Genomic DNA, 25,462 nt, shown 5'->3' on the forward strand with positions numbered 1-25,462 from the left:
GAATATGCGGAAAATTCGAATTATCGGTTCTTGACGTACCGTCCCAATCGGCATATAATAATGAAAAGTCATATCAATCGGCAATGATGAGGACGAAGTGATAAGGGCCCTTTTGTTCAGAGAGCGTGCGGATCAGCTGCAACCGACGCCAAAATCCCTTTTCTACGAGCTCACCTCGGAGCTATCCTCCTGAAAAGCGGCAACGCGTATTAGGGAGCATCGCAGGGCAAGCGTTACAGTGCCATGGTAGAACGTCGGAATGTGCACAGCGTTCTTACCTATGGAGGTTATGTTTCGAGAGAAGCATAACGAAATTGGGTGGTACCACGGAAGCTTAACCTTTCGTCCCTTTCAGCAGAAACTGCTGAGGGACGAAAGGTTTTTTTGGTTTTTCGAGAGGAGGAGATTGACTGATGGCAACGCAAAGCGCAACGCTAAAGTCGAAGGAAGAATTGATGGAAAAGTTCTCTAAGCCCGAGGTGATCTCGGGATCGGAAATATTGCTTCGCAGCCTTCTGCTCGAGGGAGTGGATTGCGTGTTCGGCTATCCCGGCGGCGCCGTCTTGTACATCTACGACGCGATGCACGGCAATCCCGATTTCAACCACTTGCTGACAAGGCATGAACAAGGCGCGATTCACGCGGCCGACGGTTATGCACGCGCAAGCGGCAAGGTCGGGGTATGCATCGCGACTTCCGGTCCAGGCGCGACGAATCTGGTTACGGGTATCGCCACCGCATACATGGATTCCGTGCCGCTCGTCGTCATTACGGGCAACGTCATGTCGACGCTGATCGGCTCCGACGCTTTCCAAGAAGCGGACATTACCGGCATTACGATGCCGATCACGAAACACAGCTACTTGGTTCGCGACGTCGAAGATTTGCCGCGCGTTATCCATGAAGCGTTCCACATCGCGAACACGGGCCGCAAGGGTCCGGTCCTGATCGATATCCCGAAGGACGTATCCGCTGCGAAGACATTGTTTAAGCCGGTGACGGAAGTGAACATCCGCGGCTACAATCCGACGGTCAACCCGAACAAGCTTCAAGTGGACAAATTGATCAAGGCAATCCAAGAGTCGGAGCGTCCGGTCATCCTGGCAGGCGGCGGGATCGTTTACTCGGGGGCGCACGAGGAACTGCTGGAGTTCGTGACGAAAACCGAAATTCCGATTACGACGACGCTTCTCGGGCTCGGCGGCTTCCCAAGCGGGAACGAGCTGTGGATGGGCATGCCGGGCATGCACGGAACCTACACGGCCAATACGTCCATCCAGCAAGCGGATCTTCTCATCAATATTGGAGCGCGCTTCGACGACCGCGTAACCGGCAAGCTGTCTGGCTTCGCACCGCTCGCGAAGATCGTTCACATCGACATCGATCCCGCGGAGATCGGCAAAAACGTGCCGACGGACATTCCGATCGTAGGCGACGTCAAAACCGTGTTAAGCCAGGCGAACAAAACCGCGGTACGCGCCGGCAAAGCGGATGCTTGGAGAGCAAAAATCCAAGACTCGAAAAAACAATATCCGTTCAGCTACAAGGATTCCGACACGGAACTGAAGCCGCAGTGGGTCGTGGAGATGATCCACGAGACGACAAACGGCGACGCGATCGTAACGACCGACGTCGGCCAGCACCAGATGTGGGCGGCTCAATACTACAACTTCAACAAACCGCGTTCTTGGGTTACGTCCGGCGGCCTCGGCACGATGGGCTTCGGCTTCCCGTCGGCGATCGGCGCGCAGATGGCGAATCCGGATCGGGTGGTCGTATCGATCAACGGCGACGGCGGCATGCAAATGTGCGCACAGGAGCTGGCGATCTGCGCAATCAACAACATTCCGGTCAAGGTTGTTATCTTGAACAATCAGGTACTCGGCATGGTGCGCCAGTGGCAAGAGCTGATTCACGAGAACCGGTTCAGCCATATCGACCTTGCCGGCAGCCCCGACTTCGTTAAGCTGGCAGAAGCCTACGGCGTCAAAGGTTTCCGCGCCTCGAACAAAGAGGAATCCCGCCAAGTTTGGGAAGAAGCGCTCCGCCATCCAGGCCCTGCCGTCGTAGAGTTCGTCGTTCGCAGGGACGAGAACGTTTATCCGATGGTTGCGCAAGGCAGCACCATTGACCAAATGATCATGGGGGATGCGGAATGAAGAAACATACGATCGCAGTTATTGTGAACGACCAGCCCGGCGTTCTGCAACGCGTATCCGGCCTGTTCGGACGCCGCGGCTTCAATATCGAGAGCATAACGGTAGGCACGAGCGAAGAGCAAGGATTATCACGAATGGTCATCGTCACTACTGGCGATGACCACACGCTGGAGCAAATCACGAAACAATTGTACAAGCTGATCGATGTCATCAAGGTTATCGATCTTAGCGCGAATCCGATGGTAGGCCGTGAGCTGGCATTGATCAAAGTCCATGCAGAACCGGCAAGCCGACCTGAAATTCTGGGCGTCGTCGAGACGTTCCGGGCAGCGGTAGTCGATATCGGCACTCATTCGCTTATGGTTCAAGTCGTCGGGGACACCGAAAAAATCGATGCCATGATCGAGCTGCTGAAGCCTTATGGCATCCGTGAACTTTCGCGCACTGGTGTTACCGCGCTTAACCGCGGTAACGTGAAGCAATAGGTAATTCGATATCACGCCATAGGAAGATGTGCGGCAACGGGCTATATGATGGGAAACGAACAATGAAACAACATCCCGCTTTGAGCGGGAGTTTAAGAGAGGAACCGGTCTTTCGCTTACCGGGCTTCTTCGCTTAAACACCCGCTCAAAAGGGTTAAATCAAAGGAGGCAATTATTCACATGGCAGTTACAATGTATTATGAGAAAGACGCCGACCAAGGCGTTCTGCAAGGCAAAACAATCGCGGTTATCGGATACGGCAGCCAAGGCCACGCGCAAGCGCAAAATCTTCGCGACAGCGGCCTGAAAGTCGTTATCGGTCTTCGCCCAGGCAAATCCGCAGACGTTGCAAGAAAAGACGGCTTCGAAGTTCTTACCGTAGCAGAAGCTACGAAAGTGGCCGACGTTGTTCAAATCCTTCTTCCGGACGAGACGCAAGCACGCGTATACAATGAAGAAATTGAACCGAACCTGAAACAAGGCGCGGCTCTGATGTTCTCCCACGGCTTCAACATCCACTACGGCCAAATCGTGCCAAGCGCGGACAAAGACGTATTCCTGGTTGCTCCTAAGTCGCCGGGCCACATGGTTCGCCGCACGTATCAAGAAGGTTTCGGCGTTCCTGGCTTGATCGCGATCCACCAAGACGCGACTGGCAACGCCAAAAACATCGGTCTTGCTTACGCAAAAGGCATCGGCTGCACGCGTGCCGGCGTTATCGAGACTAGCTTCAAGGAAGAAACGGAAACCGACTTGTTCGGCGAGCAAGCCGTATTGTGCGGCGGCGCTTCCGCGCTGGTTAAAGCGGGCTTCGAAACATTGGTTGAAGCCGGCTACGCTCCTGAGATGGCTTACTTCGAGTGCTTGCACGAGTTGAAGCTGATCGTCGACCTGATGTACGAAGGCGGCCTTGCAACGATGCGCGATTCCATCTCCAACACGGCTGAATACGGCGACTACGTGACGGGCCCTCGCATCGTTACAGAAGAAACGAAAAAAGAGATGAAACGAGTACTGGAAGATATCCAATCCGGCCGTTTCGCTCGCGACTTCATCTTGGAGAACCAATCCGGCCGCGCGATGTTGACGGCTACCCGCCGCAACGAAGCCGCTCATCCGATCGAGCAAACGGGCAAACAGCTTCGCGAATTGATGCACTGGATCAAGAAGTAAGTAAATAAAATCACACCATATAATAGCTTCAGATGTATTCTTAGTCCCGGTTCACCGGCTCTCCGGTCGACGCATACCCATGCGTTGACTGGAGATGCGGCCGCGTGCAATCGGGATCATTCTGTTCATGGAGGTGCAAGTAGCATATGCGGAAAATTTACATTTTCGATACAACGCTTCGTGACGGCGAGCAATCTCCGGGCGTGAATTTGAATACGAAAGAGAAGGTCGAAATCGCGCTCCAGCTGGAGAAGCTTGGCGTAGACCGGATCGAAGCCGGCTTCCCGGCTGCATCCCCCGGCGACCTCGCCGCGGTGAACGCCGTTGCGCGCGCGGTCAAGAACGCGACGATCATCGGCCTGTCCCGTTCCCGCGAGCAGGACATCGACGCGGTTCGCGAAGCGCTGAAGGGCGCGCAGGATCCTTGCATTCACTTGTTCCTGGCGACAAGCCCGATTCATCGGAAGCACAAGCTCCGGATGGAGAAGGAGCAAGTGCTCGAGGCGGCGGACCGGGCGATCCGGTACGCGAAACAATATTTCAGCAAGATCGAATTTTCGCCGGAGGATGCCGGACGTACGGAGCTCGACTTCCTATGCGAAGTGACAGACATGGCGATCAAGGCAGGGGCTACGGTCGTCAACATTCCGGATACGGTCGGCTACATGAATCCGCAGGAATTCGGCAATATCTTCAAGACGCTCAAAGAAAACGTACCGAACATCGAGACGATTCAGCTGAGCGCTCATTGCCATGACGATCTAGGGATGGCGACAGCCAATGCGCTTGCCGCCATTCTGAACGGCGCCGACCAAGTGGAAGGCACGATCAACGGCATCGGCGAACGGGCGGGCAATACGGCGATCGAAGAGGTTGCGATGGCTCTGGCAACGCGTCCCGATTTCTTCGGAGCGCAGACCACGCTGAACCTGAAGGAAATCGCCAAAACGAGCCGTCTTGTCAGCAAGCTGACGGGCATGGTCGTTCCGGGCAACAAAGCCATCGTAGGTGCCAACGCCTTCGCGCATGAGTCCGGCATTCACCAGGATGGCATGCTGAAAGAGAAGACGACGTACGAAATTATTTCGCCGGACACGATCGGCCTGCGCGAATCCAAGCTTGTGCTTGGTAAACACTCCGGACGCCACGCGTTCCGCGAGAAGCTGATCGACCTTGGTTACGAGCTGAACGATGACGCCGTCAACGCGGCGTTCGCGAAGTTCAAGGACCTGGCGGACAAGAAGAAAAACGTAAGCGACGAAGACATTCGCGCGATGCTGGAAGAGAAGCTGACCGATACGCCGGAAGTGTTCACGCTGGAGACGATCCAGGTGAGCTACGGCAACCAATCGACGCCAAGCGCTTCTGTGCGGGTACGTCTGGCCGAAGGCGAGACGCGTGTGGAGACGGCGGAAGGCAACGGTTCCGTCGACGCCATCTACAACGCGATCGACAAGGCGACGGCTGAGACGGTCGAGCTGGAGGATTACTCCATCAAGTCGGTCTCGCAAGGGAAAGACGCGCTTGGCGAAGTCCATGTCGTGCTGAAGCAAGAAGAGATCTCCGCGCAAGGCAGAGGTTTAAGCACCGATATTCTGGAAGCCAGCGCACGTGCGTATATCGACGCGGTGAACCGCCTGATCGAGAAACGTAAGTCGCCGGGCCGCCGGGATAAGATGAGCTTGATCTAAGAATAGCTTATCTTGAATAAACGCAAAAAATCGCAAAAAAAACGCCGGCAATGGCGGGAGGATGACCGAAAACGTCATGGCCCGACCATTGCCCGGCGTATTTTTTTGGCTCGCTAAACGATCAGCCTTCAGGGGATAGGAACCAGCCCAAGCAGCCGAACAACACCATATATTGCAGCAGGAGAAAGAGATACACCTTCCTCCATAGCTTTCTTCGGTCTGCCGCCATGCATTCGAAATCGGGCCCTGCTTCAGGTTCGAGCTTCACCGCCTGATAGAGGAGAACGTTTAAGCCAAACGGGAGCGCGAGCGCCAGCAATGCCCATGGAACGGACTGTTCCAAGCGATAAAACACGACCGTCATATAAATTTGAAAAGCAGCCGTCATCGCGACCATGACAACGATAATCGCATAAAAGGTAAATTCGGTCATGTTTTTACTCCTTCGCCCGCTCTTGCGAACATCCATACGACCAACAGCTGCAGCAGCGTAATCCAGCCGATAAACAATAGGGCGTCGCGGGTTATTGAATCGATAAACTGTTGCATCAGCTTGAACGGCTCGGTGAACAGGTGGACGGAATGGAATCGAAGGAAACGTCCGATATAGATCCCGACGCTATTCAGAACGATAAATGCAAACAGGATATGTCGGGACCAGCGACTCCATCTGCTGAGCTTCAACAAATCGAGTACCTGCTTTATCATAGTGGCATAATAAAAGACGGCAATGAACACCCCCGATACGAGAATCGTAAAATGCCACCATTCCTTTACTCGGAGCCCCTCAGTGTAGCGAAAAGGAAAGGCGTTCAGATGGATCAAATCCGTAACGATATAAAAGACATTGGGCGACATGAGGAGAAACAGCACGTAAACCAAAAGGCTAGCCGGCAGCTCCGACCGTTTCCTTACCCGGAACAAAGGCAGAAGATAGGAAATTTCCAGCGACGCGTAAGCGAGGAATAGATTAAACAGCATAAAAGAAAAATGATGTTCGCTGACGAACAAGATAAGCGCATACGCAAAAAACAAGAGCCGCGCCTTGTTGCGGTCTCCGATGTTCGCAATTATTTTCGATGCCATGGTTACCCTCTCTCCGATATTCAATCATGTCCAGCAGTCTGCTATATGGTTAAACGAGATCGCGGCAGGACAGGTTGCGGCAAACGAAAAAAATAGTTGATTTTGGGAATCGCTAATCTTATAGCTCGCGCCTATAAAGTCCATAGATTTTATATCTTGGTATGGCGACTCTATTTGTGGTTAAATGATAATAGATTGAGAATGAATATGAGGAGTGTTCGAACATTATGTCGGAAGTAAAAAAAATTGCAGTCCTCGGCGGCGACGGTATCGGCCCTGAGGTTGTTGGAGAAGCGCTAAAAGTATTGAAAAAAACCGAGGACCTGTTCGGTTACCAATTCGAAACGGAGCACGGCTTGTTCGGCGGCATCGCCATCGACGAGAAAGGGACTCCGCTTCCGCAAGAAACGCTTGAACTGTGCCAAGGCGCGGACGCCGTTCTGCTGGGCGCCGTCGGCGGTCCGAAGTGGGACAACAACTCGAAGGAGCTGCGTCCGGAAACGGGATTGCTCGGCATCCGCAAGGCACTGGGCCTGTTCTCGAACATCCGCCCAGCTACCGTATTCGATTGTTTGAAGGAAGCTTCCACGCTGAAGCCGGAAGTGCTTGAAGGCACCGATCTGATTGTCGTTCGCGAGCTGACGGGAGGCATCTACTTCGGCGAGAAGTTCCGCCGCGAAGGCGCGAACGGCGAAGAAGCGGTTGACACTTGCGTGTACAATGTGCAAGAAGTCGAGCGCATCGTACGCCAGGCGTTCGATATCGCGATGACGCGCGGCAAACGTCTGGCTTCGGTCGACAAAGCCAACGTACTCGAGACATCCCGCCTGTGGCGCGAAGTCGTTAACCGGGTTGCGGTCGAATATCCGGAGGTTGAGCTCGAGCATGTGCTCGTCGACAACTGCGCGATGCAGCTGCTTCGCCGTCCGTCGAGCTTCGATGTTATCGTAACCGAGAATATGTTCGGCGACATCCTGAGCGACGAAGCGGCAATGCTGACGGGCTCCATCGGCATGTTGTCCTCCGCATCGCTCGGTGAAGGCAGCTTCGGCCTTTACGAGCCGGTACACGGCTCCGCTCCGGACATTGCAGGCCAAGGCATCTCCAATCCGATTGCTACGATCTTGTCCGTTGCTTTGATGTTCCGCTTGACGTTCGGCTACCACGACGCGGCGAAGTCGATCGAAGAAGCGGTCAAGGAAGTGCTTGACGCGGGTCACCGTACGGGCGACATCGCGGTAGATAAGAGCAAAGCAATCGGCACGACGGCAATGGGCGATCTGATCGTTGCGGCAATGAAGTAATCGACAGGGAATGCGATTGATAACCTTTAACACTTTATAATAATTACAAAAAACTATTTGTTATAATATTGACTTTATTATAGACCAATGATACTATTCTTTAGGTAGAATCACACATCAATGAAGTGGCAATCCCTTATACATTAAGGATAGGTCAAGGAGGAGTTAATCATTATGGCAGAACGTTTGGTAGGACGCCCGGCACCGGATTTCTCGATGGAAACAGCAACAGGCAACGGACAGGACTTCGGTACTGCATCCCTTGCGGATTACAAAGGCAAATGGTTGGTATTGTTCTTCTACCCGCTTGATTTCACTTTCGTATGCCCGACCGAAATTACGGCTCTGAGCGCTGCGGCTGAAGAGTTCAAGAAGCTCGACACCGAGATTCTCGGCGTTAGCGTGGACAGCAAACACAGCCACCGCGCTTGGATCAACACGCCAGTGAACGATAATGGCCTTGGCCAATTGAACTTCCCGCTGGCTGCCGACATCACGAAGAGCGTTGCTCGCGACTACGGCGTACTGATCGAAGAAGAAGGCATCGCGCTTCGCGGGCTGTTCATCATCGATCCTGAAGGCGAAGTGAAATACCAAGTGGTTAACCATAACAACGTTGGCCGCAGCGTGGAAGAGACGCTTCGCGTATTGCAAGCTCTGCAATCAGGCGGACTTTGCCCAATCAACTGGAAGCCAGGCCAAAGCCACCTGGTAGCGAAGTAATCGTTGCTTCAACAAGCCAAAAAGGACATGCCACCCCTCGAGGGACACGGTATGTCCTTTTTCTTTTTTTTGCCGCGCCCCTTGCCAGTCGTTTGTGAGGAATTATTAATGAAGGAGATCGTCGCAGGAATTTGAACCGATCATGTCGAATAAGTTAGAGTGAGAAAAGCAGGTTCTAATGTGCGGGAGGTTATCGCGATGAGTTTCTGCTGTGGAGCAAGCATGATTGGAACGAAAGGCACCTTAAAACATTTTGCGACTCACATCCATAACGTGCCGATTACATTTTGTCCGGTCTGCCATCGGATCGATATCCACTACCTGGCGCAAAGCGAATACGATATTCTTGCCGAATACGCGTATGGCGACAGAGCGGCCGAGGTGGATTTCGAGGATTACGTCGATCAAGATCAAGCGGCTTTACTCGAGAATTGCGTGAATCACGAGAATGAGGAGCCGATGGATGTCGTGCGCAGTCAGATCGACATGGCGCTCGATTTGCTTAGCTTCGCCAAACAGATTGACGACAAGGAATGGCAATACGTACTTAAGAAACGGCTGCAAGTGCTGAACAGCAGACGCAACAAGCTGCTGCAGCGGAAGTCATCCGTGTGATGTTGGACGCTTTTTTATTCGTAAACGCCTCCTTCAAGGAGGCTTTTTATTTGCTCTTATAGATCGAGTTCAAAAAGCTCAGTAAATTGAGCTTTTTGAACAACCTCTATAAAATATATGAGTATTTTTTAATATGTACCCCCACAATCGTCGAAGCTGCGACGAAATATTAAGTAGTGAGGTGGAGCGGTTGTTGCTGATCCTATTCAAGCGATTCCTGCGTAAATCGGCTCCCACTGAGGCTGTATCATCCGAATTGAAGTTGGAGCCGGAGCAATATATCTTGCATATTCGACAAGGCGACGAGAAGCTCCGAGAGCGATTCATCGCCGAGTATTCCCCGTACATAGCGAAAGTAACAAGCAGATTTAGCAAACGGTATATCGATCCGGAGAGGGACGACGAATTCAGCATCGCGCTGTTAGCCTTTAATGAAGCCATCGACGGTTTCGACAGCTCGGCGGGACGTTCATTCCTAGGATTTGCCAAAACCGTCATGCAGCGTCGGCTTATTGACTATGCACGAAAAGAACATAGGCATCTTCAGTCCGTTCCGTATAGCGCATTCGATTCGGAGGGTGAAGATCAGACGGCGTATAACGCGCTAGAAACCAAGCAGGCGCTCGCTGCGCATGAGACTAGCAGATCCGATACGGAGCGGCGCATAGAGATTGTCGAACTCAGCGGCGAGCTGGAGCTGTACGGAATCACGTTCATGGAGCTTGTCGAGCAGTCGCCAAAGCATGCGGATTCTCGCGCGATGTTGATAAGCATAGCGAGCAGGCTTGCCGATACGGCGGCATGGATGGAGAGCCTGAAGGCTACGCAGAAGCTGCCCGTCAAAGAATTGATGGACGCATGCGGCGTATCCCGCAAAACGATCGAACGGAACCGGAAATACATTATAGCGATCGCGATCATCCAATCCGGTCATTACCCTTATATGAACGATTATTTGCGCATTCGAAAATCTGACGAGAACGTAAGCAAGGAGGTGAGCCGATGAAGCGCGGAATTGTAATGAGTATACATGCGAGCCATGCCGTAGTCATGACGCCGGAGGGGCAGTTCCTGAAAGCCCCGCTCAAAGGTTCGCCTCAAATCGGGCAAGAGCTGCTGTTCGAAGAAGAAGCGGGAATCGTCCCGAGGCGGAATCGTAATCATCGAAGCCGAATCATGCAATACGCAGCTTCGGCGGCGGCCGTCCTACTTCTCTTCACCGCTTGCCTGCTTTACGTAGCGGCCCAGTCGAACTCGGTCGTCGCCTATGTCACGATGGACATTAACCCGAGCATCGAGATCGGCGTCGACGACAAGGAGAGGGTTCGCAAGCTTAGAGCGCTTAACGAAGATGGCAGAGAGCTCATCGAAGGCATCGATTACAAAGGGAAAGCGGTAGAGACGGTCGCGACGCTCATCCTGGATAAGGCGAGCAGCGCCCACTATTTGGATGCGCCGCACAAAGACATTTTAATCGCGAGCATTCTGCTGAACGAATCCAAATCGCAAGATCTTGAGTTCGAAAAGCTGCTGACCAAAAATTTGGATAACAACCTGCAAGATTGGCTATCTGAACACGACACACCGTCCGATAGCGTGACGATTACGACGTTATTCGTCCCGGCGGAGCTTCGCAGCGAAGCGGATTCCGTAGGCATCTCGGCAGGCAAGATGGCCTTGTATCTCATGGCGAAAAACGAAGGGTACCAGCTCGAGCTCGAACAGCTCAAGAAACAATCCATCGATAAGGCAACCGAGTCGATCGGCGGCGTCGGACAAATTTTGGCCGATGCGGAGGACCCGGCTACCAAAATGAAGCTTCAAGAGCTCTTGAAGAAAGAACAAGCGGAGAAAAACGGAGCGAGCGCGAAGCCTTCCTCCACGACAACCGCAAAACCGACCTCGAAGCCGACAGCCAAACCAACGGTCAAACCGACGGCCAAACCGACCAAAAAACCCGCGGGCAAGCCGAGCGCGACGACAAAACCGGCTTGGGGAAATGCGGGAGGCTGGGGAGAGCGGGACGACTGGCAAGAGTGGGGAGATTGGAACGAAGAGCAGCTTAAGAAGTGGAAAAAACAATGGGAGGAATCGGGCGAAGATTGGCGCGAGAAATGGGAAGACGCCAAAGATGATGCCTCCTCCGACGATAAAAACAAAAACGGAAACAAAGGCAATGGAATTAACGGCAAATCGTCCTCGGGCAACGATGATGACGATGACGATGATGAGGACGATGATAAGGACCGTGACCGCAACAACAGCAACGTAGGTTGGAACAACAACAAAAACAACGATAATAACAAAAACAACGACAAGAACGGCGGAAAAAACGATGGGCAATCCGACCGTTCTTCAAGCGGTAAAAACGATAACGGGAATAACGGCAAAAACGGCAGCCGGGATCAAGACGACGACCGGGACGAACGGGAAGACCGGGACGAACGCGATGACGATGATGAAGATCGCGATAACGACGGCAAAAAAGGCAATGGCAGTGATGAAGACCGCGGTGGCCGGCGGGACTGATTTTAAGCATACATAGGTCTTAGGACATAATCAAACCATCCTGGCAGAGGCCAAAATCAGACTCCGGAAAACGAGTCTTTTCGACTATTCAAAGGCGTTTTTTCGACAGTATTTCCCGTTGACAGCCTTTGTAAAGTAATCCTATCATTAGGTATGAGCGAACTCTATGATCTTTTATCTATAGCTTTGCCGGGGAGGAAGATATGATGCAAGCCATTCGAAAGCGTTATTTCCCCGCGCTTGCCGAGTATATCCGTGGTGGTAAAGACGCATCGCTGTTGCATGCGAATGAGCTTGGCAAGCAATTATATGGCTTTCATCCGGAGGAAATAATCGCCGTACACGAAGATTGTATTCAAGCGCTCGCCGCTAACGTGGATTCCAAAGACGCCGTTCAAATCTACCATCGCTCCTTTCTGTTTCTCATGGAGTTGATGGTAGCTTGCCGTTTCCGAATGGAGATCAATTCCGAAGGCGATATCGTCGAACCGACGGCCGAGCAGAAGATCGTAGCCATGCGGGAGAGGCTGCTCAGCTCTACCCGGTCGTTCGAGAAGGTCAAGAACAAATACGAGAACGTCTTGCAGCATATGGACAGCGGGATTGCCTTGTTTGATAGCGACGGAATTCTCTCGTTCGTCAACGTACAAATGGCGAAGCTGCTCGATATTCCTCGAAAGACGTTGGTCGGCTGCAACATTCGAGAGATATTGCTTCATCCCAAACTTAACATACATACCAAAAGAACGATTCTGCGATTGTATCGGGAGATGATCCTGAAGCGCAATCGCTACTACGAGTTCCAGCAGAAGGATGGCAAACATTTGCTCGCGACGGTCACGTACGGAGACCAGTTGGACGGCGATTTTCTGTTCAGCGTGAAGGACGTGTCGGAATACAAGCAAATCGAGCAAAGCGCGTTGCAGAACGACAAGCTTGCGATGCTCGGCAAGATCGCTGCCGCCATCGCGCACGAGATCCGCAACCCGCTTACGAGCATACGCGGCTTCATCCAGCTTCTCCGTCCTTATTTGCTGGAAGTGGGCAAGGAAGAGTATGCCAGAATTATTTTGACCGAAATCGATAGAGCCAACGACATTATTTACGAATTCCTGAATTCGTCCAAACCTTCCGCGCCGATGAAGCAGGCGAAATCGATCGATCACTTGATCAGGGAAGTCGTCATGCTTACGGAGAGCGAGTCGCTGCTTCGCAATTGCGAGATCGGCGTGGAGTCGTATCTGGAAGATGCGATCGTCTCTATCGATATCAAGCAAGTGAAGCAGGTCGTGCTGAACCTGGTGAAGAACTCGCTGGATGCCGTCGAAGATGTGCAGGGCGATCGAAGGGGCAAAATCGACATCGTCTTGAACAGCGATGGCCAGTACGTCGAGATCATGATTAAGGACAACGGCAAAGGGATGGACAAGCTGACGCTGAGCAAGCTGTTCGATCCGTTCTTCACGACGAAGGAAGAAGGGACGGGGCTTGGCCTCTCCGTTAGTTACCGAATTATCCGCAACCATGGCGGCACGATCCGCGTGAATAGCAAGATGGGCAGCGGGACGGAATTTATCATTTATTTGCCATTGGTGGGATAAACGATTAGAATCGAATCGGGGTGTTTGGAGGCCCGGTTCGATTCTTTTTTTGTAGGAAGGCGAGGAGATAAGGATGTCGACATCATTCACATACGGCAACAGGAAGGAAGGCGCCGTCGCGCCCGATGCGCTGGTTCGCTTCGTAACCGAAGGGGAGTTAAAAGCAGGGGCTGGCGGCAACGGAGTCATCATTCAAGAAAAAATAGACGAGCGATTGAGGAGCATGTATGCAAAAGGGCTGTTCCAAGGCCGAGCCGAACAGGCCGAAGCGATCGCGACGTTTGGTCTCATCGAAGCGGCTACGGTTATCGCGGTAGGTTTCGTCCCCGGTTCGGGCTCTGACGGCTTGCGTCTCGCAGCTGCCGCGGCGGCGAGAGCGGTCAAGTCGATTCGCGCTAAGCATGTCGAGCTTTCGATCCATGAAACGGCGCTCGGCGGGGATATCGCGACGCTTGGCGCAAGCGCGGCGGCGCAGGCGATTACGGAAGGTTTGATCCTTGCGCTGCATGACCGTCAGCCGCTTAAGAAGGAAACGGCCACTCGTTTCCATCCCGCGCAGGTGGATTATATCGCCGAAGCGGCTTTGACGACTGGCTCATCGGAGGAATGGCTGTCCGGCATCGCGCGAGGCCGGATCGTGGCGGGAAGCGTGGCATACGCGCGAGACTTGACGAATCTGCCAGGCAACGACCTTACGCCCGAGCGGCTCGCGTTCCATGCGGAGGAGCTGGCCGGCGAACTCGAGCTCGACATCGAGGTGATCGACGAGTGGACCGCGGCCGAGCAAGGGATGGGAGCGCTTCTAGGCGTCGGACAGGGAAGTGTCAATCCGCCGCGCATGATCGTGCTTCATTATAATGGCGCTCCGGACTCCGATGAAGTTTGGGGATTGATCGGAAAAGGCATTACGTTCGATACGGGCGGCATATCGTTGAAGCGGGCTCCCGGGATGGAGGAGATGATCTCCGACATGGGAGGCGCCGCTGCCGTACTCGGCGCCGTCCGCGCAATCGCCGAGCTAAAGACGGAGGTAAACGTCGTGGCGGTCATTCCCGCCGCGGAGAATATGCCGTCGGATCGGGCGTTCAAGCCAGGCGATGTGCTTCGCACGATGAGCGGTTATACGGTCGAGGTCGTCAATACGGATGCCGAAGGAAGAATTGTTTTGGCGGACGGCCTGACGACGGCGATTCGGAGAGGCGCGACCAAGCTGATCGACGTCGCTACTTTGACGGGCGCGATTATGATCGCTCTCGGATACGAGGCTACCGGAGCGCTGACGAACAATGAAGATTTGATGGCCGAGGTGATGGAGGCATCCCGCCTTGCCGGCGAACGGATATGGGAAATGCCGGCGTATCCGGAGTTCCGCAAAATGCTGAACAGCGATGCCGCCGATCTTAAGAACGGCGGCAACAAGTACGGAGCGGCGAGTGCCGCCGGCCTCTTTATTGGACATTTCGCCGAAGGTCTGCCGTGGGTTCATCTCGATATCGGCGGGTCCGCATGGATCGAACGAGCAAGAAGCTGGGAGCCGAAAGGCGCCACCGGCGTCATGGTACGTACGTTGGTAGCGCTGCTGGAACGGCAGGTTTGAGGGGCGGCAAATGCCGATTCGGCATAACGAGATTCATTATCCATGCTTGAAATGGATGAAACCGATGCCAAGATGATTATGGATGACAGGCGTTTAATGTACTAAAATATGAAGAAGCTACGCAACTGCTTAAAGAGGGCAGTTGATGGGCTTCTTCTTTTGGTTTCGGCGTCAGCGTATGGAAACGCCCGCCATAGAAAATAATAGGACGGTTATGAATAGAGAGGGTGGAATTTTCTGCAATGAGCATCCATGATGACCACAATTCATCGCCTTGGAAGAGCTATTATGGACCAAACCTGGGTTATGTCCAAGAGCAATACGAGCTGTTCCTGAGCGATCCGAACGCCGTTGAAGCTTCGGTGCGCGACATGTTCGTACGCTGGGGGGCGCCGCCTTCCGCAGCATCTTTGGCTACGGAGCCGGCAGCATCCGCAGGAGCGGGAACTCAAGTTTCGGGATCCGCCGCGGCCGCAGCCGCCGGTCCGGTTGACAGCAACATGTTGAAAAAGGTCGTTGCCGCGCATCAGCTTATGCTGAACATTCGCAGGTACGGCCACTTGGGCGCGGATATTAACCCGCTTGGCATTAGCCAGGCTGCCGATACGAAGCTGCTCGATCCAGAGACATTCGGACTATCGCAGCAGGATTTGGCTTCCATTCCGGCTTCGCTGATCTGGGACAACGCGCCTGCGTCGGTCTCGAACGGCTGGGATGCCATTGTTAGACTAAGAGAGATCTACACCCGTTCGGCAGCTTACGAGTTTACGCATATCCACGACGAGAACGAGCGGACTTGGCTTAATAAGCAAGCGGAATCCGGCTCCTTCCCTGCGCCGCTTTCCAAACGCGAGAAGGAAGCACTGCTAGAGCGCCTTATGCAAGTCGAGCAATTCGAGAGTTTCATCCATAAAACATTCGTCGGCCAGAAACGTTTCTCCATCGAGGGCGTTGACATGCTCGTACCGGTGCTCGACGAGATCGTCCGCGCTGTCGCGCATGACGGAGCTCACGATATCCTGATCGGCATGGCTCACCGCGGCCGTCTTAACGTACTTACGCATGTGCTTGGCAAACCTTACGAGAAAATCTTCTCCGAATTCCATCACTCTCCGAACAAAGAGCTGGTTCCTTCGGAAGGTTCGATCGGCATCAACTACGGTTGGTCCGGCGACGTGAAATACCACTTGGGCGCCGACCGCGCCTTCACCGAAGGCGAGACAGTCCGCGCGAGGGTAACGCTGGCCAACAACCCGAGCCATCTGGAATTCGTCAATCCCGTCGTGGAAGGATTCACGCGCGCCGCGCAGGAGGACCGCAGCAAACCTGGTTTCCCTGAACAGGAACTGCACAGCGCGGTGACGGTATGCGTACACGGCGACGCGGCATTCATCGGCGAGGGAATCGTGGCGGAGACGCTTAACTTCAATAACTTGCAGGGCTACCGCAATGGCGGCACGCTGCACATTATCGCGAACAACCGTCTGGGTTTCACGACGAACAGCGTGGACTCCCGTTCCACTTACTACGCGAGCGATCTGGCCAAAGGCTTCGACATTCCGATCGTGCACGTGAACGCGGACGATCCGGAAGCTTGTCTAGCAGCCGTACGTCTGGCTTGCGAATATCGTTTGATCTTCAAAAAAGGATTCGTTATCGACCTGATCGGCTACCGCCGCTACGGACATAACGAGATGGACGATCCGGACGCAACGCAGCCGCTCGTCTACAGCAAAGTGCGCAATCATCCTACGGTAGCGACGATCTACGCCGACCAGCTGAAGTCGGAACAGACGATTTCGGCCGAGCAGGCGGATCAGCTGCGCGAGAAGACAACGGGGGCGCTTCAGGCCGGTTACGACGCCATGAAGGCGAACGAAGGCAAAGCGCATGTCCAAGTCGCACAAGAGTCCGGCGCCATCGTTCCGGAGGATGTTCGCACGGCCGTGCCAATGGAGACGCTGAAGGAAATCAACCTGGAGCTGCTGAACCGTCCTGAAGGCTTCAACGAATATTCGAAGCTGCAACGCATTCTGCAGCGCCGCGCGACAAGCTTGAACGACGGCGAGAAGCTGGACTGGGCGCATGCCGAGACGCTGGCGTTCGCCACGATTCTCGCGGACGGTACGCCGATTCGACTTAGCGGACAGGATTCGGAACGCGGAACGTTCGCGCATCGCCACATCATGCTGAACGATAATGCAACGGCGGAGAAATTCTCGCCGCTTCATATGTTCCCGCAAGCGAAAGCTTCATTCGCCGTGCATAACAGCCCGCTGTCCGAGACGGCCGTTCTGGCCTTCGAATACGGGTACAACGTATTCGCGCCGGAATCGTTCGTCATCTGGGAAGCCCAGTTCGGCGATTTCGCGAACGTGGCCCAAGTCATCTTCGACCAGTTCATGTCGGCAGGCCGCGCGAAGTGGTCACAGAAATCGGGCATCGTCGTTCTGCTGCCGCATGGCTACGAAGGTCAAGGTCCGGAGCATTCCAGCGCCCGTCTCGAGCGGTTCCTGCAATTGTCCGCGGACAATAACTGGACTGTCGCGAACTTGACGACGTCGGCCCAATACTTCCACTTGCTGCGCAAGCAGGCGGCCATGCTGGGAAGCGACAGCGTGCGTCCGCTCGTCATGATGGCGCCGAAGAGCTTGCTCCGCAATCCGCGCGTCGCTTCGCATGGCGTGGAATTCAGCGAAGGTTCCTTCAAGCCTGTGCTTCCGCAATTTAGCTTCACGGAGCCGAAGGCGGCAAAGGAGAAGGTGAAACGCCTGATCCTCGGAACGGGCAAAGTGATGGTCGATCTGGAAGAAGCGATGTCCTCGAAGGAAGAGGGCGAACTCGGCTGGCTTCGCGTTGCGCGCGTCGAGCAGCTCTATCCGCTTCCGCAAGCCGAGCTTGAGCGGATCTTTAGCCAATTCCCTAAGCTCGAAGAAATCGTTTGGGTACAAGAGGAACCGAAAAACCAAGGCTCGTGGCTCTACATGGAACCTCGCCTGCGCGAGCTGGCGCCAGGGAAGGCGAAAGTGCAGTATATCGGACGTCCGGATCGCGCCAGTACGGCAACCGGGCATCAAGAGATTCATGCTGCCGAGCAGCAATCCATTATTTCTTCCGCTTTGAATGGTCAACCATTCGAATCGAGTCTGGTAAGGGGGTAACAAGATCATGGCAGAAATTATTGTTCCAGAATTGGGAGAATCGATCACGGAAGGCACGATTACGAAGTGGTTCGTGAAGGAAGGGGACTCCGTTAACCAAGGAGACGTCCTTCTGGAGCTTGAAACGGATAAGGTCAACATCGAAATTAGCGCAGACAGCAACGGCGTTGTATCCAGCATCGCGAAGAAAGACGGAGAGGTCGTACAAGTCGGGGAAGCGATCGGCGCCATCGGCGCTTCCTCCGGAGCTGCTCCGGCTGCTCCAGCGCCTGCAGCCGCTGCCGAGCAACCGGCAGCTGCGGCGGCACCTGCAGCAGTAGCTGCTCCGCCTGCAGCCGCGCCAGCGCAGGTAATCGGTTCTTCCGCAGCTTCGGTTAACGCTTCGCCAGCTGCTCGCAAGCTCGCTCGCGAGCAAGGCATCGACTTGACGCAAGTGCAAGGCAAAGACAGCATCGGCCGCATCTTCCCGGATGACGTTCGCACGCATGGCGTACAAACATCCGCTCCTGCTCCAGCGGCGCCGAAAGCTCCGGCACCTGCTGCGGCGGCTCCTGCCGCACCTGCAGCAACCGGCGGCAAACCGGTTGAGCGCAAGCGCATGTCGCGCCGCCGCGCGACAATCGCGACTCGCCTTGTCGAAGCGCAACGTACGGCAGCGATGCTGACGACGTTTAACGAAGTCGACATGACGGCAATTCTCGACCTGCGCAAACGCCGCAAACAATCGTTCTTCGACAAAAACGAAGTGAACCTAGGCTTCATGTCCTTCTTCACGAAGGCTGTTGTCGGCGCGCTGAAGCAGTTCCCATTGCTGAATGCGGAGATCGACGGCGAAGACATCGTCGTGAAGAAATTCTATGATATCGGCATCGCGGTATCGGCGAAGGAAGGGCTTGTCGTTCCGGTCGTACGCGACGCGGATCGTCTGGGCTTCGCCGACATCGAAAGAAGCATCGTCGACCTCGCGAAGAAAGCGCGCGCGAACACGCTTGCGCTTAGCGATCTGCAGGGCGGCAGCTTCACAATCACGAACGGCGGCGTATTCGGTTCCCTGCTGTCCACGCCGATCCTGAACACGCCGCAAGTCGGCATCCTGGGTATGCACAAGATCCAAATCCGCCCGGTTGCAATCGACGAGACGCGGATGGAGAACCGTCCGATGATGTACATCGCCCTCTCCTACGATCACCGTATCGTCGACGGAAGCGAAGCGGTTCGTTTCCTTGTAGCGGTCAAAGAAATGCTGGAAGATCCGGAGCAGCTGCTGCTGCAAGGCTAAGCCAAGCTTCCGAAGTAATCGAACGGCATCACAACAAAAAACCGATCTCCTCGTTTTCGGACGAGGGGATCGGTTTTTTTGCTTGCCGGCGGATCGGGCGAACGGAGGAGGTGGCGCTACGGCTTCGTCTGCATAAGCTGGTGTTTCTTCCGGTATTGCTCCGGCGTCATGCCGGTATGTTCCTTGAAGGCGCGGCTGAAATGCGAAGGATGCTTGAAGCCGACGTCATAGCCGATCATCGTGATGCTGCTGCCTTCCTCGATGAGTCTAAGCTTTGCTTGGTAGACGCGCCGATGCATCAAATATTGGAATATGGTCATGCCGGTCACCTGCTTAAACGTCTTGGCCAAATAAAATTTGCTGAGATGCAGCCGCTCCCCGATATCTTCGAGCGTAATATCGTCGTTGTATTGGTTCTCCAAATACGAAATGATCGCTTGGACATGCGCTTCCTTCGACGACGGAAAGCTGTGCATTGCTTGAAGCGGCTGGGTGCAGAGCTCTCCGACGAAAATCAGAAGGTCCAGCAAGCGAGCTTGAAAGCGTTGGTAAGCATGGGGCGTTCCCTGCGCGAACAGCTCGTTCAGCTTGGCCAGCGATTCTTCCGCCTCTCGTTTCACCTCGCCGCGAAGCTGCAGGCGCACATTGTGAAGTTTCCGGAAAGGTGCAAGCAGGTCGTCCGTATAAGCAGGTTGAATATGTTGTTTAAAGTAAAACGGATCCAAGTGGATCGTCGTCCGATGATAAGCAACGTTCGGATCCACATGCGCTTTATGCAGGGTCATGCCGTGCATGAGTAAGAGGTCGCCGGGTTCCAGGACGTAAATTTTGTCATTGATGAGATAATTAACTTTGCCGCCGTGGAAATAATAGATTTCGTAATGGGGATGCGTATGGTATTGGATCTGTTCGTTAAAGCTGATTGTTGTTCCCATCGTGAACGGAGGAACGATATGATGTTTGGGACTCATGGCTACCCCCCTTGCAGTTACCCCAATTATACACCAACCAGAGTCAAATAAAAGGTGAATTCGGTTAACTCGGAAGAAGATTCGGCGCCTGCCTGCGTGTTACGATAGGTCTAAGATTGACGGTAGAATTGGGTGTCAACATTCAGATTCTCTTAAAGGAGCGTATCATTCATGAGCATCGTACGTTTGGGCGTCATCGGGCTTGGCAATATGGGCAAGGGGCATATCGGCTACATGCAGCGCGGAGAAGTAAAAGGCGTTAAACTGACGGCCGTCAGCGACAGCGCGGAACCGGGACAAGCTTGGGCGAAGGAGAATTTGGGCGATGACGTTGCATTATACAGCGATCCCCTTCAATTGATGGATTCCGGCCTCGTCGATGCCGTTCTGATCGCGACTCCTCATTATTCGCATCCGGAGCTGGCGATCGCGGCATTCAAGCGTAATTTGCATGTGCTTTGCGAGAAACCGGCAGGCGTATATACGAAGCAAGTGCGCGAAATGAACGAAGCCGCGGCTCGCACGGACGCAAAGTTCAGCATGATGTACAATCAACGGACGAATCCGCTCTATCAGAAGCTTAAGGATCTGATCGACAGCGGCGAGCTTGGGGAGATTAGAAGAACGAATTGGATTATTACGAATTGGTATCGTTCCCAGAGCTACTACGACTCCGGAACCTGGAGAGCGACGTGGGAAGGCGAAGGCGGCGGGGTGCTCATCAACCAGGATCCGCATCAGCTCGACCTGTGGCAATGGACGATCAATATGATGCCGAAACGCGTCAGGGCGTTCTGTTATTTCGGCAAACACCGCGACATCGAAGTCGAGGACGACGTGACGGCTTTCGTCGAATACGAGAACGGCGCCACGGGCGTATTCGTGACGTCGACCGGTGAAGCGCCCGGAACGAACCGCCTTGAAATCAGCGGCGACCGGGGCAAGGTCGTCATCGAAGACAATAAGCTGACGTTCTGGCGTCTGCGCGTCTCGGAACGCGAGTTCAACGCCACGTACACGGGAGGCTTTGGCGCACCGGAATGCTGGAAATGCGAAATTCCGGTGCACGGCCAGAACCCGGATCATAAGGGCATCATGCAAAACTTCGTGAATGCGATCCTGCACGGAGAAGCGCTTATTGCCCCAGGCGAGGAAGGCATCAAAGGCTTGATGCTGTCGAACGCGATGCATCTCTCCACATGGACGGACAACTGGGTGGATCTGCCGATCGACGAAGACCTGTATTATTCGTTCCTGCAGCAGAAGATCGAGCAATCGAACAACCGCAAAGGGGTTAAAGCATGAGCAAAGCCGATGGCATGAATTACGCGCCTAAGGGCGAAACGAAACAAGTTGTGGCACCGGGCGAATTCGTGTTCGCTGCGACGAATCTGGACCATGGCCATATCTACGGCATGTGCAACGGCCTGATCGAAGCGGGCGCCGAGCTGAGATGGGTGTACGATGCCGACCCGGCGAAAGCGGAGACGTTCGCGAAGCACTATCCGGGCGTACGTATTGCCGGCTCGCTGGAAGCGATCTTGGAAGATGCCGACGTACAGCTTGTCGCGGCCGCGGCAATCCCGTCACTTCGTGGACCGCTCGGCGTACGCGTGATGCGAAGCGGCAAACATTATTTTACGGATAAAGCGCCGTTCACGACGCTCGAGCAGCTGGAAGAAGCGCGCGCGGCCGTCAGCGAGACCGGTCAAAAATACGCGGTTTATTACAGCGAACGGCTGCATGTGGAAAGCGCGATTCATGCAGGCGAGCTCATCCGCCAAGGCGCGATCGGCCGCGTCGTGCAGGTGATGGGGCTTGGGCCTCACCGGTTGAACGCTCCTTCGCGTCCCGACTGGTTTTTCCGCAAGGAGAACTACGGCGGCATTCTTTGCGATATCGGCTCGCATCAGGTGGAGCAGTTCCTTTATTTTACGGGGAATAAGGAAGCGAAGGTGCTGAGCAGCAAGGTGGCGAATTATGCGGCTAAGGATTATCCCGAGTTGGAGGACTTCGGCGACATGACCCTTGTCGGGGAGAACGGGGCAACCGGCTACTTCCGCGTGGACTGGCTGACCCCGAACGGCCTCGGCACTTGGGGCGACGGTCGTATGCTGATACTCGGCACGGAAGGGTATATCGAGCTGCGCAAATATATCGACATCGCGAGAGAGTCGGAAGGCGACCAGCTGTATCTCGTGAACGGCGAAGGCGAGCATCATATGCGCCTGAGCGGCAAAGTCGGGTTCCCGTTCTTCGGCGAGCTGATCCTGGATTGTTTGAACGGCACGGAGAAGGCTATGACGCAGGAGCATACGTTCAAGGCGGCCGAGCTGTCGCTGATCGCGCAGCGGGATGCGATTCGGGTGGAAGGCTGACACAGAAACGCAATCATCGATAGAGTAGATAGCAAGTGGAGATAAAAGCAAGCTCCGTTATTCCGAAGAATCATTTCGGAGTGACGGGGCTTTTTGCGCTTGAATGGCACGATTGACAGGAAGGAGGGAGAGTGCTATTGTTTTAAGCGTAACAATTACGATTAACAAAAATCGAGAATACCCGTAAAGAGTAGATGCCGTTGGGGGCATCTCTTTTTCGGAGATTTAATCGTAATGATTACGCAATTGATGGGAGGTTATGAAGAATGATAGACAAAAAAATTCCGGTGACGGTATTAAGCGGCTATTTGGGTGCGGGGAAAACGACGATTCTGAACCATGTACTGAACAACAAAGAAGGATTGAAGGTAGCCGTGATCGTTAATGATTTGGGCGAGGTGAACATTGACGCCGGTTTGATTCAAAACGGGGGAGGGCTGTCGCAAACGGAAGAAAAGCTGGTGGAAATGTCGAATGGCTGCATCTGCTGCACGCTGAGGGAGGATTTGCTTCGCGAGGTGGAGCGGTTGGCGCAGGAAGGGCGCTTCGATTACATCCTTATCGAATCGACGGGCATCGGCGAACCTGTGCCGGTCGCGCAAACGTTCACGTATATCGACGAGGAGCTCGGTATTGATTTGTCCCGGATCTGCAAGCTCGATTGCATGGTGACGGTCGTAGACGCCTTCCGGTTCCGGCATGACTACTCTTCCGGCGAGTCGTTGCTGGACCGCAGCCAAGCCGTAGGGGAATCCGATACGCGGGAAGTCGTCGACTTGCTGATCGACCAGATCGAATTTTGCGACGTGCTTATTCTGAACAAATGCGACTTGGTAGCCGAAGAGGAATTGGCCGAGCTGGAAGGCGTGCTACGTACGCTGCAGCCGCGCGCCAAGCTGATTCGCGCCAGGCAGGGCGAGGTGGACCCTCGCGATATTTTGAATACGGGACTTTTCGATTTCGAAGCCGCGAGCCGATCCGCCGGCTGGATCAAAGAGTTGGAAGCGCCGGCTCACGTGCCGGAGACGGAGGAATACGGAATCGGATCGTTCGTCTATGAGAGAGGCAAACCGTTCCATCCCGAACGGCTCATGACGTGGATGGAGGATTGGCCGGAGGAGGTCGTGCGGGCCAAAGGGTTCGTTTGGCTGGCAACGAGGCACGACATGGCCCAAAGCTTAAGTCAGGCGGGGCCGTCTATCCAGTTCGGGCCAGCCGGTTTATGGGCGGCGGCGCTGCCGAAGGCGGAACTAACTGCACTGATGCAGGAAGAGCCTGAGCTTACGGAGAAATGGGATCTAATCTATGGCGACAGAGCAACGAAGCTGGTACTTATCGGCATTCGATTGAACCGCGAGGCGCTGACGGCTTCTTTGGATCAGTGTCTGTTAAGCGAAGCGGAGATGGAGCTCGATTGGCGAACGTTCCCCGATCGGTTTCCGAAAGCGTATTGACTTCCCTAATTTTGCCTGCTACGATAAGCGTGTAAACACGTGTTCATGAGGGGGATGACTGTTGGGCAACAAGATAACGAGTACGGAAATTGCCCGTCTTGCCGGCGTTTCGCGCAGTACGGTGAGCAGAGTCGTCAACCGGTATTCGAACGTGCCGGATGAAACGCGGCGGCGCGTCATGGACATGATTGAGCTGCATAACTATTATCCGAATCTGTCGGGTCAGGTGCTGGCGGGGAAAAGGACGAGGACGATCGGATTGTTCATGGCCGATGCCGGAAGCGTATCGAGCGACAGCATCGCGAACCTGCTCCTCTCCCGCATTATCGAAAGCGCTTCAGTCAGAGGATACTTTACGCTGACCCACATCGTTAGAGATATGAAGGATCACGATCAGACGCGGGCGGTCAAGGAATGTTTCTGCCAGCGCCGCATCGATGGCGGCATCTTCATCGGCACGGACAACGACGAGCCGGTTATCGAAGAGCTCATCCGCCAAGGCTACCTAGTCGGAATCGTCGATCAAGCGAGGCTCGGAAGGGCAGAGCCGAATCGACTCGTCTGCAACTTCGACAACGTCAATGGCGTACGGCTGGCCGTGCGCCACTTGGCCGAGCTTGGCCATACGTCCATCGGCGCCATTCACGGCAATCTGCTTCGGAACTCCGGCTCAGAGAAGCGGGACGCGTTCATGATCGCCATGGAAGAGAGTGGCTTGGACGTACGCCCGGAATGGATGCTGGACGGCGACTTTAACGAAACTAGCGGCTATGACGCCATGCGGAGGCTGCTGGATTCGGGCACGGAGCTCCCGACGGCGTTGTTCGCGGCGAACGACAGCGTGGCGTTCGGCGCGATCCGGGCGTTAAGAGAAAAAGGACTGCAAGTGCCGGAGCACATGTCTGTGATCGGTTTCGACGACCATTTGTTAAGCGCCAAACATCATCCGCCCCTGTCGACGGTACGGATCGATTTTGCGAAAATGATGGATCGATTGACGGATATGCTGATCGGCAGCATTGAGGACGGCGCGGAACCGACCGAACCATGGATCGCCGAAGCTTCGCTTGTCGTCCGCGGCAGTTGCCGCAGGATGAGCGGGGTTTAATCGAAGGATCGGCGGCCTATTTTTTTGACTTCTGATGAACGCGCGTTCAATAGAGGAGGTGAGGCGTAGAAGCAGGTGCGAAGATCGGTTGGTAATGGAGATGCGGCAATCATTTTATTTACTATTTCGAATCTAAGGAGCTGTTCGA

General features: G+C 54.4%; 20 protein-coding genes. 17 read left to right on the plus strand and 3 right to left on the minus strand.

Going from position 1 to position 25,462, the window contains the following annotated elements; all coding sequences use genetic code 11:
* The first annotated feature begins 413 nt into the window (after window positions 1-413).
* The 4 genes from ilvB (at window position 414) to RB620_RS13110 (ending at window position 5,508) form a co-directional block, all read left to right on the plus strand.
* Complete coding sequence (gene ilvB, locus RB620_RS13095) at window positions 414-2,159, plus strand: biosynthetic-type acetolactate synthase large subunit (protein ID WP_308094961.1); 1,746 nt, start codon at window positions 414-416, stop codon at window positions 2,157-2,159.
* A complete protein-coding gene (gene ilvN, locus RB620_RS13100) occupies window positions 2,156-2,644 on the plus strand; it encodes an acetolactate synthase small subunit (protein WP_308094963.1) in 489 nt (162 codons plus the stop codon). Before ilvB ends, ilvN begins: the two co-directional genes overlap by 4 nt.
* Window positions 2,645-2,824: 180 nt before the next feature.
* The gene (gene ilvC, locus RB620_RS13105) at window positions 2,825-3,817 is read left to right on the plus strand and encodes a ketol-acid reductoisomerase (protein WP_308094965.1); all 993 of its coding nucleotides are present in this window, start codon (window positions 2,825-2,827) and stop codon (window positions 3,815-3,817) included.
* 146 nt (window positions 3,818-3,963) lie between these two features.
* Complete coding sequence (locus RB620_RS13110; RefSeq protein ID WP_308094967.1) at window positions 3,964-5,508, plus strand: 2-isopropylmalate synthase; 1,545 nt, start codon at window positions 3,964-3,966, stop codon at window positions 5,506-5,508.
* A 121-nt stretch (window positions 5,509-5,629) separates the two neighbouring features.
* On the opposite strand, the gene RB620_RS13115 is transcribed toward RB620_RS13110, so the two are convergent.
* Window positions 5,630-5,941 (minus strand): hypothetical protein, encoded by a 312-nt coding sequence (locus RB620_RS13115; protein ID WP_308094969.1) that lies wholly within the window; start codon window positions 5,939-5,941, stop codon window positions 5,630-5,632.
* Window positions 5,938-6,594, minus strand: a complete 657-nt coding sequence (locus tag RB620_RS13120) for a DUF1361 domain-containing protein (RefSeq protein ID WP_308094971.1) — start codon at window positions 6,592-6,594, stop codon at window positions 5,938-5,940. The genes RB620_RS13115 and RB620_RS13120 overlap by 4 nt, the downstream gene beginning before the upstream one ends.
* Window positions 6,595-6,821: 227 nt before the next feature.
* Here RB620_RS13120 and leuB point away from each other — a divergent pair, with 227 nt between their 5' ends.
* The 9 genes from leuB to odhB all read left to right on the plus strand — a co-directional run bounded on the left by leuB (window position 6,822) and on the right by odhB (window position 19,403).
* Complete coding sequence (gene leuB, locus RB620_RS13125) at window positions 6,822-7,898, plus strand: 3-isopropylmalate dehydrogenase (RefSeq protein ID WP_308094972.1); 1,077 nt, start codon at window positions 6,822-6,824, stop codon at window positions 7,896-7,898.
* A gap of 174 nt (window positions 7,899-8,072) precedes the next feature.
* Window positions 8,073-8,621, plus strand: a complete 549-nt coding sequence (locus RB620_RS13130) for a peroxiredoxin (RefSeq protein ID WP_308094974.1) — start codon at window positions 8,073-8,075, stop codon at window positions 8,619-8,621.
* Between the two features lie 198 nt (window positions 8,622-8,819).
* Window positions 8,820-9,236: a hypothetical protein gene (locus tag RB620_RS13135; protein ID WP_308094976.1), complete on the plus strand. Its 417-nt coding sequence runs from the start codon at window positions 8,820-8,822 to the stop codon at window positions 9,234-9,236.
* A 283-nt stretch (window positions 9,237-9,519) separates the two neighbouring features.
* The gene (gene sigI / locus RB620_RS13140) at window positions 9,520-10,242 is read left to right on the plus strand and encodes an RNA polymerase sigma factor SigI (protein WP_308094978.1); all 723 of its coding nucleotides are present in this window, start codon (window positions 9,520-9,522) and stop codon (window positions 10,240-10,242) included.
* Window positions 10,239-11,765: an anti-sigma-I factor RsgI family protein gene (locus tag RB620_RS13145; protein ID WP_308094980.1), complete on the plus strand. Its 1,527-nt coding sequence runs from the start codon at window positions 10,239-10,241 to the stop codon at window positions 11,763-11,765. The genes sigI and RB620_RS13145 overlap by 4 nt, the downstream gene beginning before the upstream one ends.
* Before the next feature lie 206 nt (window positions 11,766-11,971).
* Window positions 11,972-13,366 (plus strand): ATP-binding protein, encoded by a 1,395-nt coding sequence (locus RB620_RS13150; protein WP_308094982.1) that lies wholly within the window; start codon window positions 11,972-11,974, stop codon window positions 13,364-13,366.
* 73 nt (window positions 13,367-13,439) lie between these two features.
* Entirely contained in the window at window positions 13,440-14,963 is a 1,524-nt protein-coding gene (locus tag RB620_RS13155) for a leucyl aminopeptidase (protein ID WP_308094983.1), read from the plus strand.
* 242 nt (window positions 14,964-15,205) lie between these two features.
* Window positions 15,206-18,124 (plus strand): 2-oxoglutarate dehydrogenase E1 component, encoded by a 2,919-nt coding sequence (locus tag RB620_RS13160; protein ID WP_308094985.1) that lies wholly within the window; start codon window positions 15,206-15,208, stop codon window positions 18,122-18,124.
* Between the two features lie 7 nt (window positions 18,125-18,131).
* The gene (gene odhB, locus RB620_RS13165; protein WP_308094986.1) at window positions 18,132-19,403 is read left to right on the plus strand and encodes a 2-oxoglutarate dehydrogenase complex dihydrolipoyllysine-residue succinyltransferase; all 1,272 of its coding nucleotides are present in this window, start codon (window positions 18,132-18,134) and stop codon (window positions 19,401-19,403) included.
* A 116-nt stretch (window positions 19,404-19,519) separates the two neighbouring features.
* On the opposite strand, the gene RB620_RS13170 is transcribed toward odhB, so the two are convergent.
* Window positions 19,520-20,374, minus strand: a complete 855-nt coding sequence (locus RB620_RS13170) for a helix-turn-helix transcriptional regulator (RefSeq protein WP_308094987.1) — start codon at window positions 20,372-20,374, stop codon at window positions 19,520-19,522.
* Window positions 20,375-20,545: 171 nt separating this feature from the next.
* Here RB620_RS13170 and RB620_RS13175 point away from each other — a divergent pair, with 171 nt between their 5' ends.
* The 4 genes from RB620_RS13175 (at window position 20,546) to RB620_RS13190 (ending at window position 25,314) form a co-directional block, all read left to right on the plus strand.
* Window positions 20,546-21,679, plus strand: a complete 1,134-nt coding sequence (locus RB620_RS13175; protein WP_308094988.1) for a Gfo/Idh/MocA family protein — start codon at window positions 20,546-20,548, stop codon at window positions 21,677-21,679.
* Window positions 21,676-22,752 (plus strand): Gfo/Idh/MocA family protein, encoded by a 1,077-nt coding sequence (locus tag RB620_RS13180; protein WP_308094989.1) that lies wholly within the window; start codon window positions 21,676-21,678, stop codon window positions 22,750-22,752. Before RB620_RS13175 ends, RB620_RS13180 begins: the two co-directional genes overlap by 4 nt.
* Before the next feature lie 266 nt (window positions 22,753-23,018).
* A complete protein-coding gene (locus RB620_RS13185; RefSeq protein WP_308094991.1) occupies window positions 23,019-24,206 on the plus strand; it encodes a GTP-binding protein in 1,188 nt (395 codons plus the stop codon).
* A 61-nt stretch (window positions 24,207-24,267) separates the two neighbouring features.
* Window positions 24,268-25,314: a LacI family DNA-binding transcriptional regulator gene (locus tag RB620_RS13190; RefSeq protein ID WP_308094992.1), complete on the plus strand. Its 1,047-nt coding sequence runs from the start codon at window positions 24,268-24,270 to the stop codon at window positions 25,312-25,314.
* The last annotated feature ends 148 nt before the right edge of the window (window positions 25,315-25,462 follow it).

The organism is Paenibacillus sp. LHD-117 (assembly GCF_030929555.1).
GTDB lineage: Bacteria > Bacillota > Bacilli > Paenibacillales > Paenibacillaceae > Pristimantibacillus.

Excerpts from the sequence above, each read along its gene's own strand:
- RB620_RS13180 (WP_308094989.1), top strand. The coding sequence starts at position 21,676 with ATGAGCAAAGCCGATGGCATGAATTACGCGCCTAAGGGCGAAACGAAA.
- RB620_RS13170 (WP_308094987.1), bottom strand. The coding sequence starts at position 20,374 with ATGAGTCCCAAACATCATATCGTTCCTCCGTTCACGATGGGAACAACA.
- RB620_RS13185 (WP_308094991.1), top strand. The coding sequence starts at position 23,019 with ATGATAGACAAAAAAATTCCGGTGACGGTATTAAGCGGCTATTTGGGT.
- RB620_RS13110 (WP_308094967.1), top strand. The coding sequence starts at position 3,964 with ATGCGGAAAATTTACATTTTCGATACAACGCTTCGTGACGGCGAGCAA.
- RB620_RS13145 (WP_308094980.1), top strand. The coding sequence starts at position 10,239 with ATGAAGCGCGGAATTGTAATGAGTATACATGCGAGCCATGCCGTAGTC.
- RB620_RS13115 (WP_308094969.1), bottom strand. The coding sequence starts at position 5,941 with ATGACCGAATTTACCTTTTATGCGATTATCGTTGTCATGGTCGCGATG.
- leuB (WP_308094972.1), top strand. The coding sequence starts at position 6,822 with ATGTCGGAAGTAAAAAAAATTGCAGTCCTCGGCGGCGACGGTATCGGC.
- ilvB (WP_308094961.1), top strand. The coding sequence starts at position 414 with ATGGCAACGCAAAGCGCAACGCTAAAGTCGAAGGAAGAATTGATGGAA.
- RB620_RS13155 (WP_308094983.1), top strand. The coding sequence starts at position 13,440 with ATGTCGACATCATTCACATACGGCAACAGGAAGGAAGGCGCCGTCGCG.
- ilvC (WP_308094965.1), top strand. The coding sequence starts at position 2,825 with ATGGCAGTTACAATGTATTATGAGAAAGACGCCGACCAAGGCGTTCTG.
- RB620_RS13160 (WP_308094985.1), top strand. The coding sequence starts at position 15,206 with ATGAGCATCCATGATGACCACAATTCATCGCCTTGGAAGAGCTATTAT.
- ilvN (WP_308094963.1), top strand. The coding sequence starts at position 2,156 with ATGAAGAAACATACGATCGCAGTTATTGTGAACGACCAGCCCGGCGTT.
- odhB (WP_308094986.1), top strand. The coding sequence starts at position 18,132 with ATGGCAGAAATTATTGTTCCAGAATTGGGAGAATCGATCACGGAAGGC.
- RB620_RS13130 (WP_308094974.1), top strand. The coding sequence starts at position 8,073 with ATGGCAGAACGTTTGGTAGGACGCCCGGCACCGGATTTCTCGATGGAA.
- RB620_RS13175 (WP_308094988.1), top strand. The coding sequence starts at position 20,546 with ATGAGCATCGTACGTTTGGGCGTCATCGGGCTTGGCAATATGGGCAAG.
- RB620_RS13120 (WP_308094971.1), bottom strand. The coding sequence starts at position 6,594 with ATGGCATCGAAAATAATTGCGAACATCGGAGACCGCAACAAGGCGCGG.
- RB620_RS13135 (WP_308094976.1), top strand. The coding sequence starts at position 8,820 with ATGAGTTTCTGCTGTGGAGCAAGCATGATTGGAACGAAAGGCACCTTA.
- RB620_RS13150 (WP_308094982.1), top strand. The coding sequence starts at position 11,972 with ATGCAAGCCATTCGAAAGCGTTATTTCCCCGCGCTTGCCGAGTATATC.